Here is a 17,393-nt window from a genome sequence, read left to right as displayed (position 1 = left end):
CGTGTCGGCGGCGGACCGTACGCTGGGGCGATGGTGAACCCCACGCGCGGCGTGCTCTATCCGGCGAGGCTGCCGCAGTTCCATCGGCTGCCTCCGACGGATGCCGCACGCGAGCTCGTGGTGTGGTTCTGGGTCCCCGAGTGGGACGTCGAGCCGGGGCGGTCCTCGCGGCAGGAGGTCGTCGGATATCCGGCCCTCAACCTCGTGGTCGAGCCCGACGCCGTCACCCTCTCCGGCGCGACGACGCGCTCCTCGCACCGCGACCTCCGCGGCACGAGCTGGGCGGTCGGAGCCATGCTGAGGCCGGCCGCGGTCGCGGCGCTCGTCGACGATCCGTCGTCCCTGGTCGACGGGGAGCGGATCCTCGACGAGCCGGAGCTGCGCGCCGCCGTCGTCGCGGCGATGTCGTCGGGGGAGGGGCATCGCGAGCGGGCGGTCGACGCGTTCTCCGCGTGGATCGCCGCGCGCGTGGGAGAGGCGGGAGACGTGGCCCTGCAGGCGAACGCCCTCGTCGACGTGCTCCTGGGCGAGAGCGCGGCGACGTCGCCCGAGGAGGCGGCGACACGTCTCGCAGTGTCCGTGCGCACCCTGCAGCGTCTCGCGCACCGCTACGTCGGACTCTCTCCCGCGGCGATGATCCGCCGGAGGAGGCTGCAGGACGCCGCCGAACGGCTGCGGGTCGACCCCGGTGCGGATCTGGCAGCACTCGCCGCCGAGCTCGGATACGCCGATCACGCGCACCTCACCCGTGACTTCCGCAGCGTCCTCGGGATCGCCCCGCGCACATACCGGACCGATGCGGCGGGCTGATCAGGCGCGGGCGAGCCGCAGACGCAGCATCCGGTAGCCGACGCCGACGAGCACGACGCCCGTGCCGATGAGCGAGGCCACGACCGGCAGGGAGTTCACGAGGACGAGGCAGCCCAGCGCGCCGGCGACCTGCAGCCAGCGCGGATAGCGTCGAGCCGCGCCGTGCTGCCGGAACGCCGCGGCGTTCGCGATCAGGTAGTACAGGAGCACCCCGAACGAGGAGAAGCCGATCGCCCCGCGGAGGTCGGCGACGAGCACGATGACGATCACGACCGCCCCGACGACGATCTCCGCCCGCAGGGGGACGTGCCACCGCTCGTCGACCGCCGACAGGAACCGCGGCAGATCCGCCTCCCTGGCCATCGCGAGGGTCGTGCGCCCGACGCCGGTGAGGAGCGCGAGGAGCGCGCCGAGGGAGGCCGTCGCCGCGGCGACCCGCACGAGCGGCACCGCGCCGTCCCAGCCGGACCGGGAGACGATCTCCGCGAGCGGGGCGGCCGTCGTCGCGGCATCCGCTCCGAGCACCAGCAGCGTCACGACGGCGACCAGTGCGTAGACGAGCACGGCTCCGCTGAGGGCGAGCACGATGGCGCGGGGGATCGTGCGAGCCGGGTCGACGACCTCCTCGCCCATGGTCGCGATGCGCGCGTACCCTGCGAAGGCGAAGAACAGCAGCCCGGCTCCCTGCAGCACCCCGTAGGCGGTCGCGTCGGGGAGCGGAACGGGGGCGGCTGTCGGTGCGGACGAGAACCCGGCCGCGACGACGACGGCCAGGCCGAGCAGCGAGACGACGACGAGGATGCGGGTGACCAGGGCCGTCCGGGTGACGCCGAGGCAGTTCACCGCGCACAGGGCGGCGACGGCGAGGACGGCGACGGGCACCCGCCAGCCCTCCGGAGCCGCGTACGCCGCGAACGTCATCGCCATCGCCGCGCAGCTCGCGATCTTGCCGATCACGAAGCCCCAGCCGGCGACGAAGCCCCACCACGGGCCGATCTCGGCGCGCGCGTACGCGTACGTGCCGCCGGCGACGGGGTGAGCGGCGGCGAGCTGGGCGGATGCCGTGGCGTTGCAGAACGCGACGAACGCGGCGATCGCGAGCGCGATGAGCAGTCCGCCCCCGGCGACCGCGGATGCCGGTCCCCACACCGAGAAGACACCGGCGCCGATCATCGATCCGAGGCCGATGGCGACGGCGTCGCGGAGAGTCAGGCGGCGGGCGAGGGGCACTCCGTCATCGTGCCACGGACCGGTGAACGATCGGTGTCCTCCTCGACGACGAGGGGGAGGGAGAGGACGGCGGGGGAGTCGCCGCCGAGCGCGAGCGTCTGCGTGCTCGGGACGAGTCGCGAGTGATCGCGCACGGGGTCGTCGGTGCCCGGGTTGCGCAGGTGCAGGGGATGGGCGCCCGACGAGACCTGCACGCGCAGGCGATGCCCCGCGGCGAAACGGTGCGCGAGAGGGGCGAGGGGGAGCCGGATGCGCCGTGGTTCACCCGCCGCCGTCCCGGAGTCGGACTCCGGGGCGAGCCGGACGTAGCCGTCGGTGATCGCCAGCGATGCGCCTTTCGCGTCGACCTCGCACAGCCGCACGAAGAGGTCGGCCCGCGGATTCGACGATGACAGCGTCAGCTCGATCGACGGCTCCCCGATCACGGTGAGCGGCTCGGCGAGGCGCTCGCCGGTGAAGACCAGCACATCGTCGCGGGCCTCACGTCGACGCTGCCTACGACGGCCCGCGCCGAACGGGTTGAGAGTGCGACCTCCGGCGTCCGGGGTCGGATCGGACGGGTCGTAGCGGTACGACATCGTGGTCGGAGCCCGTGTTCCGTCGGCGGCGGAGAGCCCGCCGTCTCCGGTCAGATCGAGCCGCTGCGGTGAGCTGTCCGGGGGCCAGGAGGCGAGCTCGCGCCATCCGCCGCCCCCGCTGATCTCCACCCGGGCTCCCGTGGTCCTTCCCGTGCCCTCGAACTGGCGCAGCGCCTCGCGCACCCCGAGCACAGTGGTCTCCGGTGCACCGTGGATCCAGTCGCCCACGACGAGTCGGACAGGGACCCCGGCATCCGTCAGCGCCGCATGGTCGTGCAGCTGGCCGACGAGGAAGAGATCCTGCCACCCGGCCATCAGCGTGACCGGCGGCACCGTCTGCGGATCCGAGGCGAAGTGCATCGGCTCCCACCACGGGTCGCCCGCGTCGCTGTGCTCGACCCAGTCGCGGAAGAACGGCGGATCCTCACCGAGAGCCACGCGGACCGCATCGCTCGGTGGCGCGGTGAGCGCCCCTCGCGCGAAGGCCCTCCGCGCGCGCAGCAGCGCCCAGAGGCGCGCGAGCAGGGGGCGCTCCTGGATGCCGAGGGCATAGGCCCAGGTGAGCGGCGTGTCGATCGAGAATCCGCCTCCGGGGTAGAGGATCGCGTCGTCGAAGCGTCGCGCTGAGACGGCGATGCCCATGGCGTCGGGGCGGAGCTCTCCGTCGCAGTACGCCCACTGGGTCACGCCGAAGTAGCTGCCGCCCCAGGAGTGCACGCGCCCTGTCGACCAGGGCTGCGCGCGCAGCCACCGCATCGTGGCCTGGCCGTCGGCGACCTCGTCGTGCAGGGGGGTGAAGCGGCCCCCGGAGCCGAAGGTGCCCCGGCAGCTCTGGACCACGACGTGATGCCCGCGCTCGGCGATGAAGCGGGCGACCCCCGCGGCGCCGTCCCGGCCGTAGGGCGTGCGGATGAGCAGCGTCTGATCGCCGGCGCCGTCGGCCCACCAGTGGTCGGTGAGGAGCGCGACCCCGTCGTCGGCGGCGACCGGGACGCCGATGTCGCGATGCACGTCGGGGTGCGTCGCCGGAGGCATGTCCGAGGCCGCACGGAGGCGGCGGTACTCGTTGCGTGCCGCACGCGGCATCCGCCGGGGCCCGCTCATCGCACCGCCTTCACCCGGGTGACCGCGAAGGCGGCGAGGAGCGCCATCGCGACGGCGCCGACATAGAGCGCCACGAAGTTCTCCCCGGTGGGGGAGCCGATGCGCGTCACGAAGAAACCGAACACGGGCACGAGGATACCGGGGAGCAGGTAGGCGAGCGCGACGATGCCGAGGTCCTTGCCCGCGTCCTCCGTCGACGGCAGGCACTCCGTCATCAGGGCGACGTCGGCTGCGATGTATGCGCCCTGCCCCGCGCCGACGATCGCGATGCCGATGAGGAAGAACGCGATGTCTCCGAACGCGACGGCGAACACGAGACCCACCGCGCTGGTCAGCGCGCCGATCACGACCGTCGGCTTGCGTCGACCCGTGCGATCGGAGATCACGCCGAACACGAACGCCATCACGAGGTTCATGAGGGTGAAGGCGGCCGTCGCCTGGGTCTGCACGCCCGCGATCTCGGCGGGGTCGTCCAGGCCGAAACGGCTGGAGATCGTGAGGTAGAGGTAGCTCGTCACCGACACGATCGACGCAGTCATGAAGAAGCGGCAGACCCAGGCCCACGCGAAGTCCGGGTACCGACGCGGACTCAGCCAGAACGTCTCCCGCACGCCGCGCCAGTCCATCGGCGGGGCGGGAACGGTGCGGTGCAGGTCGCGGAGGGCGAAGAACAGCGCGATCGCGAGCACGGACGCGAGCCCGCCGGGGATCAGGAACATGCCGACCTGGCCGGTGCCGGCGACCGCTCCGGCCAGCGCGACGCCGCCGAGGATGCCGATCGTCGTCGCGGCCCCGGTGACCGCCGACATGATCGCGCGGATCCGGCGGCGGATCTGATCGGCGAACAGGGTGTGCACGGTCATGGACACGGCACCCCAGCCGATGAGCACGAGGACGACCCCGAGGCCCAGCAGGAACAGCGAGGTCGCGAAGGCCTGGACGACGTAGCCGATGGCCGCGACGAGCACGCCGTAGAGGATCCACGGGCGGCGGATGCCGAGCCGCGACATGGATCGGTCGCTGAGGCGTCCGAAGATCGGGGTCGTGACGAGGATCGCCGCGCCGCCGACCGTCAGCACGATGCTGAGGTCGCCCGTCGCCTGGTCGGGATTCCATTCCTTCAGCAGTTGGGGCACGGCGACGCCGGCCACGCCCTGGGCGATGCCGGTCGCGAGCCAGGTGAGGACGAAGGCGATCCAGAACCAGAGGGTCTGGCGCTCGCCCGGGATGGCGTCCTCCGCGAGCGGGGGGACGGGAGGGGAGGGGAACACGGGGTCGACTGCATGGGTGGACATCATCGTCTCCAGAGCGGGTGAGGGGTCGGGTCAGGTCGGGTCAGGTCGGTTCAGGGTCGGGCGGTGGTTGAGACGGAGAGCGGGGCGTAGGCGGCGGCGAGTTCGGCGGTGAGCGCATCGCGCCAGTCGCGTGCTCCCTGCCATCGGGTGACACCGGGGGAGCCGTGCACATGCCCCTCGCCGATGCGGAGGGTGACGGGGACCCCGGCGGCGCGCAGCGCCCCCGCATAGGCGACGGCGCCGTCGCGGAGCGGGTCGAACTCCGCGACGAGGATCAGCGCAGGTGGCAGGTCTCGATGGTCGGACGCTTCGAGGGGGGAGGCCTCGGCGAGGGGCGCCCCGGCGCGGTAGACGTCGGCGAGGACCTCTGCGCCTTCCATCCCAGAGGCGCGGCGGTATCTCGTGAAGGAGCCGCCGGTCGGCCGCAGGGTGGCCGGCAGCACCTCCAGGGTCTGGTGGTGCAGCGCGCGCCCTGCGTCCCGTTCGCGCAGCGCCGTCGATGCCGCGATCGTCGCTCCCGCCGAGTTGCCGCCGATGCCGAGCCGGGAGGGGTCGATGCCGAGTTCGTCGGTGCGGAGGCGCAGATCGGCGAGCGCGGCGACCGCATCCTCCACCGCGGCGGGGAACGGATGCTCGGGCGCGAGGCGGTACTCAAGCGAGATGAGCTGCACTCCCGAGCGGAGAGCGCGGTCGGCGCAGAGCCGTTCGTTGACGATCTCATCGATGGTCCCGCCCACCCAGCCGCCGCCGTGCAGCCAGAGCATGGTCGGCAGGAGCCCGCTCGCGCTCTCCGGGCGGAACCGGCGTGCACGGAGGAGTCCGCCGCCGGCCACCACCATCTCGTCGACGCGCACGCCGTCTCCGGCAGGTTCGGTGAACTCCAGCGCGAGCAGGTCGCTGAGCTCCCACGCGGCGAGGCGTCGTGCGGCGGGTTCGTCCGAGTCGATGCCGGGGATCGCGGCGGAGAGCTCTTCGGCGCGACGGATCCACTCTCGGACGGGGGCCGCGAGCGGAGGGATGCCGTGTTCGGATCCGGTCATGCGCGCCCCCGATCGTGCAAGGTGCGCAGCTCCCCGACGAGGATGCGGTGCGCGGCATCCGCAGCCGGCACGTACCCCGTGGACCCCAGGGATCCGTGGGTCTGTCCGATGAACCGGATCGCCGTCACCGGGACGTCGGCGGCGGAGAGCGCACGCGCGTAGGCCTCACCGTCACCGCGAAGCGGATCCAGCTCCGAGGTCAGGATGAGCGCGGGCGGGAGACCCTCATGGCTGTCGGCGAGCAGCGGGGACGCGTACGGGTGCCTGGCCAGTGCGCGGTCGTCGCCGACGTACTGCCGCACGAGGGCCTGTCCGGCCGTGCGCACGATCACGCCCGGCATCCCCGCGCTGATGCCGCGCATATCCGCGTGGCCGATCGTGAGGTCGAGCGCCGGATTCTCCAGCACCTGCATCGCGATCGGCCTGTTCTCGCGGTCGCGGTTCATGAGGGTCACGGCTGCCGCGAGGTCGCCGCCGGACGACGCGCCGCCCACCGCGAGACGGTCCCGTGACCCGCCCAGCTCCTCGGCGTGCGCGTACGCCCATTCGAAGGCGCTCCAGCACTGCTCGGGCTGCGCGGGGAAGCGCTGCTCCGGCGCGTGGGCGTAGTCCGCCGCCACGATGATGATCCCGGCATCCCGTGCACGCTGGCGCAACCGCGCGTCCCACGACACCCAGTCGATGCCGGCGATCGTGAAGCCGCCGCCGTAGAAGTACACGAGGATCGGCAGCCCCGCACCCCGCGGCGCGGGCACGGCGCCCGGCCAGTACACGCGAACCCGCACGTCGGGGTGCTCGTCCACGGAGACGGTGCTGTCCTCCGTCGCCACGGCGATCGGCTCGATCCCCAGCGCCGCGCTCACCGCCGTGTCGTTCTCCTGGGCGACCCGTCGGCGCCCGGAGGGATCGGCCGGTTCGGGCGCGAGCACGGGAGCGATCCTCTTCTCGTACGCGGCGACGGCGCTGTCGAGCGTCGGTCTGCGGTAGCGGGGGCTTCTCGGCATCGGTCATCTCCTTCGACGGCTGCGGACTAGTCTGAGGAATCGAAGAACTTCGATGAAGTGCGGAGGCCGGAACATGCGCGCACGCCCTGGACGGGTCACGATCTACGACGTCGCCGAGCGCGCCGGCGTGAGCATCTCGACCGTGTCGCTCGCCGTCAGCGCCCCGCACCGGGTGCGTCCGGAGACCAGGGAGCGGATCGTCGCGGCCGCGACCGCTCTCGGCTATCGGATGACGGCCGGGCGCCGGGTGGGCGCCGCCCGGATCGCCGTCGCCGCGCCGTTCACGACCTATCCCTCGTATCTGCGCAGGCTGTCCGGCATGCTGCGGCGGGCCAGGGATGCCGCGGTCGACATCATCCCGTACGACCTCGACTCCGCGGCATCCGCCGACGAGCCGCTGCTCGACGTCCTGCCCACCCGCACCGACGTGTCGGGGCTCGTGGTGATGGGCGTGCCGCTCGGAGGCGCGGCGAGGCGTGCGAGTCGCGCGGCGCGCATCCCCGTCGTGTACGTCGACGTCGTCCCCACGCGCGCCGATGTCGGCGGACCCGTCGTGCTCGTGGACGACCGCGACGGAGGCGCGCAGATCGGCCGTCACCTCGCGGAGCTCGGCCATCGCCGGGTCCTGTTCGTGCACGAGCCGCAGCGGTCCGAGGCCTACGTCTCGGCGGGGATGCTGCGCATCGACGGCCTCGAAGAGCACGTGGCGGTGACCAGGCTCGCCGTCTCCGACCCGGCGTCGATCGACGACCGCGTCTTCCGGGCGGCGCTCGCCGCCGATGCCACGGCGATCGTCGCGAACCACGACCAGTTCGCCGCCGCGATCCTGAGCGCGCAGCGCGCACGGCCGGAGCACGACCGCCTGGCGGTGGTCGGCTACGACGACGGCGAGGTGGCCGCGGCGCTCGGGCTGACGACCGTGCGGCAGCCCTTCGAGGAGAGCGGGCGGACGGCGCTCGAGCTCGTGCTCGGGCTCGTCTCGGGCGCGACCGCCTCGCATGAGACGGTGCGGCTGGCCCCGACGCTGGTGGCCCGCGCCTCCACGCTGGTCCCTGCGGTGTCGGCGGCGGGCGAGGGCGTCAGGAACGCGCCGCGGTGACCCGCTTCTTCTCGCGGATATAGACCTCGCGGCGGACCCTGGCCACGACGTCGCCCTCGCGGTCGGTGATGACGGTCTCGAACCACTCGAGCACCTTCGCTCCGCCCTTCGCCTTCTCGCGGATCTCCTCCGCGCGCTCCCTCGACACCTCGAACTCGGCGGTGAGCACTCCGCGGCCCGGCTTGAGGAACTCGATCTCGCCGCGGGTGTCCCACACGACGTAGTCGCGGCCGAGCTGGTGCATCACGAGCATGAAGAAGTACGGGTCGGTCATCGCCGACATCGACCCGCCGAACGCGGTCTTGACGTAGTTGCGGGTGAACACGTTCACGCGCAGCTCGACCGTGGCGTGCGTCCAGTCCTCACTGAATCGACGGATGCGGATGCCGCTGAAGAGGTTCGGGATCCACAGGCTCATGCCCATGGCGAGACGGCGAGGAGTGATGCGCATGACGTCAGTCTGGACGAGGGTCCGAGTCGGCACAAAGCTCTCTGGAGGGTTGCCACAGTTGTTCTAGTTCTCATAGAATTACTAGAACACGGGAGAGGGAGGTGAAAGATGCTGCTCAGAGTCGATGCCGACAGCGCGCGGCCCCTGTACGACCAGGTCGCGGCATCGATCCGCGCCGACATCCTCGCCGGCGCCCTCGCCCCCGGCGATCGCCTGCCGCCGGCGCGCGATGTGGCGGGCGCGCTGGAGATCAACCAGCACACGGTCCTCCACGCCTACCAGCGGCTGCGCGACGAGGGCCTCATCGATCTCCGCCGTGGCCGGGGCGCCGTGATCGCCGCGTCCGCCGCCCCGCTCGCCGAACTCGCGCACGACATCGACGTCCTCGTGCGCAAGGCCGCCGCACTCGGCGTCTCCGCCGAGATGCTCGCCGGCATCGTGCACTCGCACCGCGGCGATCGCACCGATCATCGCACTCCCGACGAGAACCAGGAGGTCTCGCCATGACCACCCACGACCTGACCCGCACGCCCCCGACGCTGCTCCGGCGCGCGCGTCTGACGTTCTTCCTCGTCGCCGTGATCGTTCCCCTCGTGCTGACCGCCGCAGCGGCCGTCGTGGTGATCGCGTGGCTGCCCTCGCTGCCCGACCCGGTCGTGACGCACTGGGGCGTCAGCGGCGCGGACGGGTTCGGCCCTCCGACGACGTACCTCTGGCTGCTGCTCGGGATCGGACTCGCGCTGCCCGTGCTCATGGCCGTGACGACGCTCTCCGCCGTCGGGGCGCACTGGGGCGGCGCCGCCCGGCTGATGGGTGCGCTCGCCGCAGGCATGGCCGCGTTCGCCGCCGGCATGAGCCTCGGCTCGCTCGGAATACAGCGCGGCCTCGCCGATGCGGGCGAGACACCGGGCATCGGGGGAGTCATGGCGCTGTCCTTCGCCGCGCTGCTCGTCGTCGGCGCGGTCGCCTGGGCGGTGCAGCCCCGCGTGCGCGCCGAGCAGGGACGCACGCTCGAGCCCCGCCACGCCGTGCACGTCGCAGACGGGGAGCGGGTCGTGTGGCTCGGCACGGCCTCGATGCCGCGCGTCGCGCTCATCGCCGTCTCCGTGCTGCTGCTCGGCATCGCCGGACTCGCCGCGTTCATGCTCGGCACGGGTGTCGAAGGCGGGTGGGTGGTCGCGCTCTCGCTGGTCGTCATCGTGATCGCGATGGCCACAGCCACCGCCTTCCGCGTGCGGGTCACGCCGGAGGGGTTCTCCGCCAGGGCGCTCGTCGGCTGGCCGCGGATCAGCATCCCCCTCCGAGAGATCGAGTCGGCCCGCGCCGTCGACATCTCGCCCTTCGGCGAGTTCGGCGGCTGGGGCTGGCGCATCGCGGTCGACGGCAGGACGGGCATCGTCACGCGCCGCGGGGCGGCCATCGAGATCAGCCGACGCGACAAGCGGCCGTTCATCGTCACGATCGACGGCGCCGAGGAAGCCGCGGCGCTGCTGCAGGCCTACGTCGAACGAGGAGCCGCGACGCCGCGGGGCGACAGAACAGGAGGCACGGCATCATGACCGACCGGATCGCACCTCGGGGTGGCCGCGTGCCGTGGGCCGCCGTCATCGCCTTCACCGTCCTGGCCTGTGCGCTGGCCTGGCTGGTGTGCCTGCCGCTGTGGCTCGGCGACGGACTCGCCGAGCCCCTCTCCGGAGTGCTGCTCCCGGTGATGATGCTCACCCCGACCATCGCCGCTCTCATCGTCGTGTTCGCGATGCGCGTACCGCCGAGAGGCGGACGGCTGCGGTTCCTCGGCCTCTGGCCTCTGCGCCCGGCGAAGCGCGTCGTCTGGCTCATCGTGCTCGGCTGGCTCGCCCCGCCGATCATCGTGGCCCTCAGCATCCTGCTCTCCGCGGCGCTCGGCTTCGTCCAGCTCGACTTCGCGTTCTCCGGGTTCGCCGCGCAGCTCGAGAGCGCTCTGCCGCCGGGGACGCCGCTGCCTCCGGTCGGGGTGGTCGTCGCCGCGCAGATCGCCATGATCCCCGTCGGCGCCATCCTGAACAGCGTCTTCGCGTTCGGTGAGGAGCTCGGCTGGCGCGGATGGCTGGTGCCGGCGCTCCGGCCGATGGGAACCTGGCCCGCGCTCCTGCTGAGCGGCGTGATCTGGGGTCTCTGGCACAGCCCGGTCATCCTGCTCGGCTACAACTTCGGCCGCACGGACGTCACCGGGGTCCTCTTCATGGTCGGGGGCTGCGTGGCCTGGGGCATCCTGCTCGGCTGGCTGCGGTTGCGCTCGGCCTCGGTCTGGCCCGCCGTCATCGCCCACGGCTCTCTCAACGCCGCTGCGGGACTCATCGTGCTCGTCGCGGCGACTCAGCCCGACATGGCGCTGGCCGGTCCGCTCGGCGTCGCGGGATGGATCGTCGTCGCGGTGATCATCGCGGTGCTCGCTCTCACGGGGCAGTTCCGCGCGCAGCCGGAGCTCGCCGCTCCCGCGCGTCCGGCCGAGGCCTCGGCGCCCCCGCTGCCGGACGCCCCTTGACCGGACTCGCGGCGCGGGGTTGGCTGAGGGCATGGACTCCACACCCTCGGCCTGGGCCGCTGCCGATGTCTTCCTCGCCGACACCCTGGTCGGTCATGATCCCGGCCTGGACGCGGCGCTGGACGCTCAGCACGCGGCGGGCCTCCCCGAGATCGAGGTCGCACCGGTCGGCGGCAAGCTGCTGAATCTGCTCGCACGCATGAGCGGCGCGAGGCGCGTGCTCGAGATCGGCACCCTCGGCGGGTACTCCACGATCTGGCTGGCGCGAGCGGTCGGCGCGGAGGGGCGCGTCGTGACGATCGAGGCCGAGGCGGACAACGCCGCCGTCGCCAGGGCGAGCATCGACGCCGCGGGGGTCGGCGAGCGCGTGGACATCCGCATCGGCAGGGGAGTCGACGTGCTGCCCACCCTCGTCGGCGGCTTCGACCTCGTGTTCATCGACGCCGACAAGGAGTCGAACACGATCTACCTCGACTGGGCCGCGAGACTCGGCCGCCCCGGCACCGTGATCGTGCTCGACAACATCGGGCGCGAGGGCGAGATCGTCCGCGAGGACGCGACCGATCCGAAGGTCGTCGGGACGCGGGAGGGACTGCGGATGCTGGGGGAGGACCCCCGGTTCGACGCGACCGCGCTGCAGACGGTCGGCGTCAAGGGCTGGGACGGGGTGGCCATCGCTCTCGTGCGGTGACTTTCGGCACGGCTAGACTGGCCACGGATCGACGTCGCTCCACCACAAACCCCTTTTCTGAACAAGGAGCACTTCTGTGGCACTGATCGAGGCTGTAGGCGCACGCGAGATTCTCGACTCGCGCGGAAACCCGACCGTCGAGGTGGAGGTGCTCCTCGACGACGGCGTCGTCCAGCGGGCGGCTGTCCCCTCGGGCGCATCCACCGGCGCGTTCGAGGCGTACGAGCTCCGCGACGGCGACAAGTCCCGCTACGGGGGCAAGGGCGTCCTGAAGGCCGTCTCCGCCGTCATCGACGAGCTGGGCCCGGCCATCGAGGGCGTCGAGGCGAGCGAGCAGCGCATCGTCGACGAGATCCTCAACGAGACCGACGGCACCGAGAACAAGCAGCGCACCGGCGCGAACGCGATCCTCGGCGTGAGCCTCGCGGTCGCCAAGGCCGCGGCCGACTCCGCCGACCTGCCGCTGTTCCGCTACCTGGGCGGCCCGAACGCGCACGTGCTGCCCGTTCCGCTGTTCAACGTCATCAACGGCGGCGAGCACGCCGACAACGGCATCGACATGCAGGAGTTCTTCCTCGCCCCGATCGGCGCCGAGACCTACTCCGAGTCGCTGCGCTGGGGCGTCGAGACCTACCACGTGCTCCGCAGCGAGCTGAAGGCCGCTGGCTACGCGACCGGCCTCGGCGACGAGGGCGGCTTCGCCCCCGACCTCCCCAGCAACCGCGAGGGCCTCGAGTTCCTCATCAAGGCGATCGAGAAGGCCGGCTTCACCCCGGGCAAGGACATCGCCCTCGGCCTCGACGTGGCCGCCACGGAGTTCTTCTCCGACGGCGTCTACCGTCTCGACAACAAGGACTGGACCGGTCCCGAGCTGATCGAGTACTACCAGGGCCTGGTCAACGACTTCCCGATCGTCACGATCGAGGATGCTCTCGCCGAGGACGACTGGGACAACTGGAAGCTCCTCACCGACGCGCTCGGCTCGAAGGTGCAGCTGGTCGGCGACGACCTGTTCGTCACCAACCCGCAGCGCCTCGCCGACGGCATCAAGCGCGGCGTCGCCAACTCGCTGCTCGTCAAGGTGAACCAGATCGGCACCCTGACCGAGACGTTCGACGCGGTCAGCCTCGCGCAGCGCTCCGGCTACACGGCGATGCTCTCGCACCGCTCCGGCGAGACCGAGGACACCACGATCGCCGACCTCGCGGTCGCCACGAACGCCGGTCAGATCAAGACGGGTGCGCCTGCTCGCTCCGAGCGCGTCGCGAAGTACAATCAGCTTCTGCGCATCGAAGAGGAGCTCGGCGACGCCGCGGTCTTCGCGGGTCGCTCGGCGTTCCCGCGGTTCTCGGCCTGATCGGCTGACGCGCACGCACGATTGACCATGCCGCCCTGAGGCGGCAGACGAGAGGGGGAGCCTTGGCGAGACGTCCGGCTCCCCCTTCTCCGTCTCCGCGGCCGACCACCGCCGCGCCGCGCTCGACGCCAGGCTCCCGGAAGACGCCCTCCGCGCGGACCTCCTCCTCGACAGGGGGCGCAGCAGGTCGCAGCGTCGACGTCAGGGAATGGGCCTCCGGCATCCGGCTGTCCGCCTTCTCGGTGATCATGCTCTCCCTGGTCGTCCTCGGCGCCTGGGTGCTCGTGCCGACGCTCGGCACCTTCATCGACCAGCGTCAGAAGATCGCCGCCCTGGAGTCGTCGATCCAGGTCTCGCAGGAGAAGATCTCGTCTCTCGAGGCGGAGCGCGATCGCTGGACCGACCCGGCCTACATCACCACGCAGGCCCGAGAGCGGCTGTACTACGTCAAGCCGGGCGAGATCGTGTACCTCATCGACAACGACCTCGACCCCGCGGCGCTGCCACAGGAGCAGAAGCCGGTGAGCGACACGCTCGAGGAGGATCCGGCCGACTGGATGCCGCAGATGCTGCGCACCCTGACAGCCGCCGGACTCAGCCAGACGGCCGTCCCCGCTCAGTGACGCGCCCGGAGCAGGTCGCTCCGAGCATCCTCTCGGCGGCCTCCCCTACGCTGGTGGGGTGACCACCCCGCCGTTCCCCGCACCCACGCCCGCCGAGCTCGCCGTGGTGTCCGCACAGCTGGGACGCCCCGCGCGCGGCGTCGTCGGCATCGCCGCCCGCTGCGCCTGCGGCAACCCGACCGTGGTCGCCACCACTCCGCGGCTGCCGGACGGCACCCCGTTCCCCACGTTCTACTATCTGACGCACCCCGCGGCGACGGCCGCGATGTCGACGCTCGAGGCCACGCAGGTGATGCCGGAGCTCGCTGCGCTCCTCGCCGAAGACGACGACATCGCCGCCGCGTATCTGACGGCGCACCAGGCGTATCTCGCCGATCGCGCGCAGTTCGGCGACGTGCCGGAGATCGACGGCATCTCCGCCGGCGGAATGCCCACGAGGGTCAAGTGCCTGCACGCGCTCGCGGGTCACGCTCTCGCGGCGGGGCCCGGCGTGAACCCCATCGGCGACGAGGCGCTCGCCCGCTCGACCTGGTCCCCGCAGAACTGCCGGTGCGAAGACCCGGGGGCCGCCGTGCGCGAGGAACCCGTGGCATGAGCCGACGCCGGATGCTGCGCAGCGCCGTCGCGGTTGCGGTGATCGCGGCATCCGTCCTGCTCGCCGGAGCGGCGGCGACGCCCGCGCCCGTTCCCGACGACCCCTCGGATCCCGTACGGGCGACCGAGTACTGGCTCGACGGCGCCCGCATCCGCGAGGCCTGGCAGACGACCCGCGGCGCCGGCGCGACGATCGCGGTGATCGACACCGGCATCGGCAAGGTCCCCGGCATCTTCGACGGCGCCGTCGCGGGCGGCACCGACGTGTCGGGCAGCGGGACCCCGGACGGACGGACCCCGATCGGCGCGATCGACGGCAACCACGGGTCCTGGGTCGCCTCCCTCGCCGCAGGTCGCGGAGCCCCCGACGGAAAGGGCATGATCGGCGTCGCGCCCGAGGCGAAGCTCCTCTCGATCTCCGTCGGCTTCGGCGCATCGGCATCCGTCCCGTTCACCGAGCAGGTCGCCAAGGCGATGCGCTGGGCGGTCGACAACGGGGCCGACGTGATCAACCTCTCGTTCACGACGAACACGCTGGACTGGGACCGGAGCTGGGACGACGCGTTCCTCTACGCGTTCGAGCACGATGTGGTGGTGGTCGTCGCCGCGGGCAACCGGGGGAGCGGCACCAACATCATCGGCGCACCCGCGACCATCCCGGGGGTGCTGACGGTCGGCGGCGTCGACCAGACCGGCTCGGCGAGCGTCGAGGCGTCGACCCAGGGCATCACGATCGGCGTCGCCGCGCCCAGCGAGGGCCTGATCGGCATGTCGGCGGACGGCACGCTCGCCTCGTGGAGCGGCACCAGCGGCGCCGCTCCGATCGTCGCCGGCGTCGCCGCGCTCGTCCGGTCCGCGCACCCCGACATGTCCGCGGCCAACGTCATCAACCGCATCATCAAGACGGCGGTTCCCGCTCCCGGCATGACGAAGGCTCCCGACCCCCTCTACGGATACGGGCTCCTGAACGCCGAGGGCGCGGTCACCGCCGACGTCCCCTCCGTCACGGAGAACCCCATGGGCGACCTCGCCGGATGGGTCAAGCTGTTCCGCCGCGCGCAGACCCAGCCCGCCCCGGTTCCCACCTCCACACCGGTCGCCGTGCCGCCTCTTCCGGCGGCGGATTCGCCGACGGAACCGGGTTCTCCGCTGCTTCCCAGCGCCGATTCACTGCGCTACGGTACCCTGCCGCTCGTCGTGCTCACAGTCCCTGGTATCCTGATAGCGCTTGGCGTCACCGCAGCTGCCCGGCGCATCCGATCGGCGCGCGCTCGCACGCCACATTCCTGACTCCGAGGAGTTGTCCCCCTGTGCCTCAGAACAGCACTGTGCCCAAGATTCTGATCGTCGGCGGCGGCTACGCAGGCTTCTACACAGCGTGGAAGCTGGAGAAGCACCTTCGCAAGGGCGAAGCCGACGTGACCATGGTCGACCCGCTGCCGTACATGACGTACCAGCCGTTCCTCCCCGAGGTCGCCGCGGGCTCGATCGAGGCACGCCACTCGGTCGTGGCTCACCGTCGTCACCTGAAGCGCACGAACGTCCTCACCGCCAAGGTGACGAACATCGACCACGCCAACAAGGTCGCCACGATCACCCCGCCGCTCGGCGAGCCGTACGAGTTCGCGTACGACCAGATCGTCGTCACTGCGGGCGCCGTGTCGCGCACGTTCCCGATCCCCGGCATCGCCGACAACGCGATCGGCCTCAAGACGATCGAAGAGGCCGTCGCGATCCGCGACCGCGTGATGTCCAACTTCGACAAGGCCGCGTCGCTGCCCGCAGGGCCCGAGCGCGACCGTCTCCTCACGGTCGTCGTCGTCGGCGGCGGCTTCGCCGGCATCGAAGTGTTCGCGGAGCTCCGCTCGCTGGCCTCGTCCCTGGTGGGCAAGTACCCGCAGCTGAGCTTCGACGACACGCACTTCCACCTCATCGAGGCGATGGGCCGCATCATGCCCGAGGTCTCGTTGCAGACGAGCGAGTGGGTGCTCAAGGACCTCGCCAAGCGCGGTGCCAACGTGCACCTCGACACGCAGCTCACGAGCGCGGTCGACGGCAACGTCGAGCTCTCGACGGGCGAGGTCATCCCGACCGACGTCATCGTCTGGACCGCCGGCGTCATGGCCAACCCGACCGTCGTGCGCGGCGGAGACCTTCCGGTCGAGGAGCGCGGTCGCATCCAGACCCGCGCCGACCTGCGCGTCGGAACCCCGGAGGCCTTCGTCGAAGGCGCCTGGGCCGCCGGTGACGTCTCGGCCGTTCCCGACCTGTCCGGTGGTGGCGTCGGCGGCTTCTGCGTGCCGAACGCCCAGCACGCCGTGCGCCAGGCCAAGCTCCTCGCGAAGAACCTCGTCGCCGTGCTGCGCGGAGAGGACCCGAAGGAGTACTTCCACAAGAACCTTGGCGCCGTCGCCGGCCTCGGTCTCTACAACGGCGTCTTCCAGTCCGGCAAGCTCGCCCTCAAGGGCTTCGTGGCGTGGGTCGCGCACCGCGGCTACCACGGTCTCGCGATGCCCACGTGGGAGCGCAAGTGGCGGGTCCTCTGGGGCTGGTGGAACAACCTGTGGCTGGGTCGTGACCTCGTGAACCTCGAGACGGTCCAGAACCCGCGCTACGTCTTCGAGGAGTTCGCCGCTCGTCCGCGTCCGGCGGCCGATGCAGCCGCTCCGGCAGCCGCGAAGACGGCGCCCGCCGCCAAGGCCTCCGCAGCCGACAAGGCCGCTGCAGACAAGGCCGAGGTCGCCGAGAAGGCTCCGGCGAAGAAGGCCGCTGCGAAGAAGCCCGCCGCCGAGAAGGTCGCCGCCAAGTAGTCCGCCTCGTCTCGCACGAGAGGCCCTTCCCGCTCGGGGAGGGCCTTTCGCGTTCCCGCGTGGCTCGGAGGAGACGCATAACTCCGCCGGATAGTCTCGGGCGAGCAAGGGGAGTACTCCCGTCTGCGGCGCAGTCGTCACTACGGACATGTCATCGTGTCCCGGCCCGCCGGCCCGTGAGGG

General features: G+C 71.7%; 17 protein-coding genes. 11 read left to right on the top strand and 6 right to left on the bottom strand.

The features are described from left to right. Positions 1–30 precede the first annotated feature (30 nt). The gene (locus LC438_RS12840; protein WP_105677391.1) at positions 31–810 is read left to right on the top strand and encodes a helix-turn-helix domain-containing protein; all 780 of its coding nucleotides are present in this window, start codon (positions 31–33) and stop codon (positions 808–810) included. Here LC438_RS12840 and LC438_RS12835 read toward each other — a convergent pair whose 3' ends face one another. From LC438_RS12835 to LC438_RS12815, 5 genes are read right to left on the bottom strand one after another with little or no spacing between them, the layout of a single operon-like run. Further along, positions 811–2,040 (bottom strand): APC family permease, encoded by a 1,230-nt coding sequence (locus LC438_RS12835; protein WP_223586782.1) that lies wholly within the window; start codon positions 2,038–2,040, stop codon positions 811–813. It lies immediately after the preceding gene. Further along, positions 2,019–3,722, bottom strand: coding sequence for a CocE/NonD family hydrolase (locus LC438_RS12830; protein WP_223586781.1), 1,704 nt, complete (start codon positions 3,720–3,722; stop codon positions 2,019–2,021). Before LC438_RS12830 ends, LC438_RS12835 begins: the two co-directional genes overlap by 22 nt. Then, the gene (locus LC438_RS12825) at positions 3,719–5,017 is read right to left on the bottom strand and encodes an MFS transporter (RefSeq protein ID WP_223586780.1); all 1,299 of its coding nucleotides are present in this window, start codon (positions 5,015–5,017) and stop codon (positions 3,719–3,721) included. Before LC438_RS12825 ends, LC438_RS12830 begins: the two co-directional genes overlap by 4 nt. Before the next feature lie 50 nt (positions 5,018–5,067). Further along, entirely contained in the window at positions 5,068–6,057 is a 990-nt protein-coding gene (locus LC438_RS12820; RefSeq protein ID WP_223586779.1) for an alpha/beta hydrolase, read from the bottom strand. Then, on the bottom strand, positions 6,054–7,061 hold the full coding sequence (locus LC438_RS12815; protein WP_223586778.1) for an alpha/beta hydrolase: 1,008 nt from the start codon (positions 7,059–7,061) through the stop codon (positions 6,054–6,056). Before LC438_RS12815 ends, LC438_RS12820 begins: the two co-directional genes overlap by 4 nt. 73 nt (positions 7,062–7,134) lie before the next feature. On the opposite strand from LC438_RS12815, the gene LC438_RS12810 reads away from it, so the two are divergent. Further along, positions 7,135–8,160: a LacI family DNA-binding transcriptional regulator gene (locus LC438_RS12810; protein ID WP_223586777.1), complete on the top strand. Its 1,026-nt coding sequence runs from the start codon at positions 7,135–7,137 to the stop codon at positions 8,158–8,160. Here LC438_RS12810 and LC438_RS12805 read toward each other — a convergent pair. Beyond that, complete coding sequence (locus LC438_RS12805; protein WP_223586776.1) at positions 8,141–8,611, bottom strand: DUF4442 domain-containing protein; 471 nt, start codon at positions 8,609–8,611, stop codon at positions 8,141–8,143. The two genes, LC438_RS12810 and LC438_RS12805, sit on opposite strands and share 20 nt — an antisense overlap. Positions 8,612–8,719: 108 nt before the next feature. Between LC438_RS12805 and LC438_RS12800 the strand changes: the two genes are divergently transcribed. The 9 genes from LC438_RS12800 (at position 8,720) to LC438_RS12760 (ending at position 17,210) form a co-directional block, all read left to right on the top strand. Beyond that, positions 8,720–9,118 carry a GntR family transcriptional regulator gene (locus tag LC438_RS12800; protein WP_223586775.1) on the top strand — a complete coding sequence of 133 codons (399 nt, stop codon included), beginning with the start codon at positions 8,720–8,722 and terminating at the stop codon, positions 9,116–9,118. Then, a complete protein-coding gene (locus tag LC438_RS12795) occupies positions 9,115–10,170 on the top strand; it encodes a DUF1648 domain-containing protein (protein WP_223586774.1) in 1,056 nt (351 codons plus the stop codon). The genes LC438_RS12800 and LC438_RS12795 overlap by 4 nt, the downstream gene beginning before the upstream one ends. Beyond that, a complete protein-coding gene (locus LC438_RS12790; protein ID WP_105672604.1) occupies positions 10,167–11,135 on the top strand; it encodes a CPBP family intramembrane glutamic endopeptidase in 969 nt (322 codons plus the stop codon). The genes LC438_RS12795 and LC438_RS12790 overlap by 4 nt, the downstream gene beginning before the upstream one ends. A gap of 31 nt (positions 11,136–11,166) precedes the next feature. Then, the gene (locus tag LC438_RS12785; protein ID WP_223586773.1) at positions 11,167–11,826 is read left to right on the top strand and encodes an O-methyltransferase; all 660 of its coding nucleotides are present in this window, start codon (positions 11,167–11,169) and stop codon (positions 11,824–11,826) included. A gap of 76 nt (positions 11,827–11,902) precedes the next feature. Then, entirely contained in the window at positions 11,903–13,183 is a 1,281-nt protein-coding gene (eno, locus tag LC438_RS12780) for a phosphopyruvate hydratase (RefSeq protein ID WP_105672602.1), read from the top strand. A gap of 62 nt (positions 13,184–13,245) precedes the next feature. Next, entirely contained in the window at positions 13,246–13,806 is a 561-nt protein-coding gene (locus tag LC438_RS12775) for a septum formation initiator family protein (protein ID WP_223586772.1), read from the top strand. A gap of 58 nt (positions 13,807–13,864) precedes the next feature. Then, positions 13,865–14,401, top strand: a complete 537-nt coding sequence (locus tag LC438_RS12770) for a DUF501 domain-containing protein (RefSeq protein ID WP_105672600.1) — start codon at positions 13,865–13,867, stop codon at positions 14,399–14,401. Continuing rightward, on the top strand, positions 14,398–15,690 hold the full coding sequence (locus LC438_RS12765) for a S8 family serine peptidase (protein ID WP_223586771.1): 1,293 nt from the start codon (positions 14,398–14,400) through the stop codon (positions 15,688–15,690). The genes LC438_RS12770 and LC438_RS12765 overlap by 4 nt, the downstream gene beginning before the upstream one ends. Before the next feature lie 38 nt (positions 15,691–15,728). Further along, complete coding sequence (locus LC438_RS12760) at positions 15,729–17,210, top strand: NAD(P)/FAD-dependent oxidoreductase (RefSeq protein ID WP_105672598.1); 1,482 nt, start codon at positions 15,729–15,731, stop codon at positions 17,208–17,210. Positions 17,211–17,393: the final 183 nt, after the last annotated feature.

The organism is Microbacterium sp. OVT16B, assembly GCF_019969705.1.
Classification (GTDB): Bacteria; Actinomycetota; Actinomycetes; order Actinomycetales; family Microbacteriaceae; genus Microbacterium; species Microbacterium natoriense.
This window is presented reverse-complemented; position numbering and strand designations above follow the sequence as displayed.

Coding starts and splice junctions, on each gene's coding strand:
- LC438_RS12840 (WP_105677391.1), top strand. CDS start 31: ATGGTGAACCCCACGCGCGGCGTGCTCTATCCGGCGAGGCTGCCGCAG.
- LC438_RS12830 (WP_223586781.1), bottom strand. CDS start 3,722: ATGAGCGGGCCCCGGCGGATGCCGCGTGCGGCACGCAACGAGTACCGC.
- LC438_RS12825 (WP_223586780.1), bottom strand. CDS start 5,017: ATGTCCACCCATGCAGTCGACCCCGTGTTCCCCTCCCCTCCCGTCCCC.
- LC438_RS12820 (WP_223586779.1), bottom strand. CDS start 6,057: ATGACCGGATCCGAACACGGCATCCCTCCGCTCGCGGCCCCCGTCCGA.
- LC438_RS12815 (WP_223586778.1), bottom strand. CDS start 7,061: ATGCCGAGAAGCCCCCGCTACCGCAGACCGACGCTCGACAGCGCCGTC.
- LC438_RS12810 (WP_223586777.1), top strand. CDS start 7,135: ATGCGCGCACGCCCTGGACGGGTCACGATCTACGACGTCGCCGAGCGC.
- LC438_RS12805 (WP_223586776.1), bottom strand. CDS start 8,611: ATGCGCATCACTCCTCGCCGTCTCGCCATGGGCATGAGCCTGTGGATC.
- LC438_RS12800 (WP_223586775.1), top strand. CDS start 8,720: ATGCTGCTCAGAGTCGATGCCGACAGCGCGCGGCCCCTGTACGACCAG.
- LC438_RS12795 (WP_223586774.1), top strand. CDS start 9,115: ATGACCACCCACGACCTGACCCGCACGCCCCCGACGCTGCTCCGGCGC.
- LC438_RS12790 (WP_105672604.1), top strand. CDS start 10,167: ATGACCGACCGGATCGCACCTCGGGGTGGCCGCGTGCCGTGGGCCGCC.
- LC438_RS12785 (WP_223586773.1), top strand. CDS start 11,167: ATGGACTCCACACCCTCGGCCTGGGCCGCTGCCGATGTCTTCCTCGCC.
- LC438_RS12765 (WP_223586771.1), top strand. CDS start 14,398: ATGAGCCGACGCCGGATGCTGCGCAGCGCCGTCGCGGTTGCGGTGATC.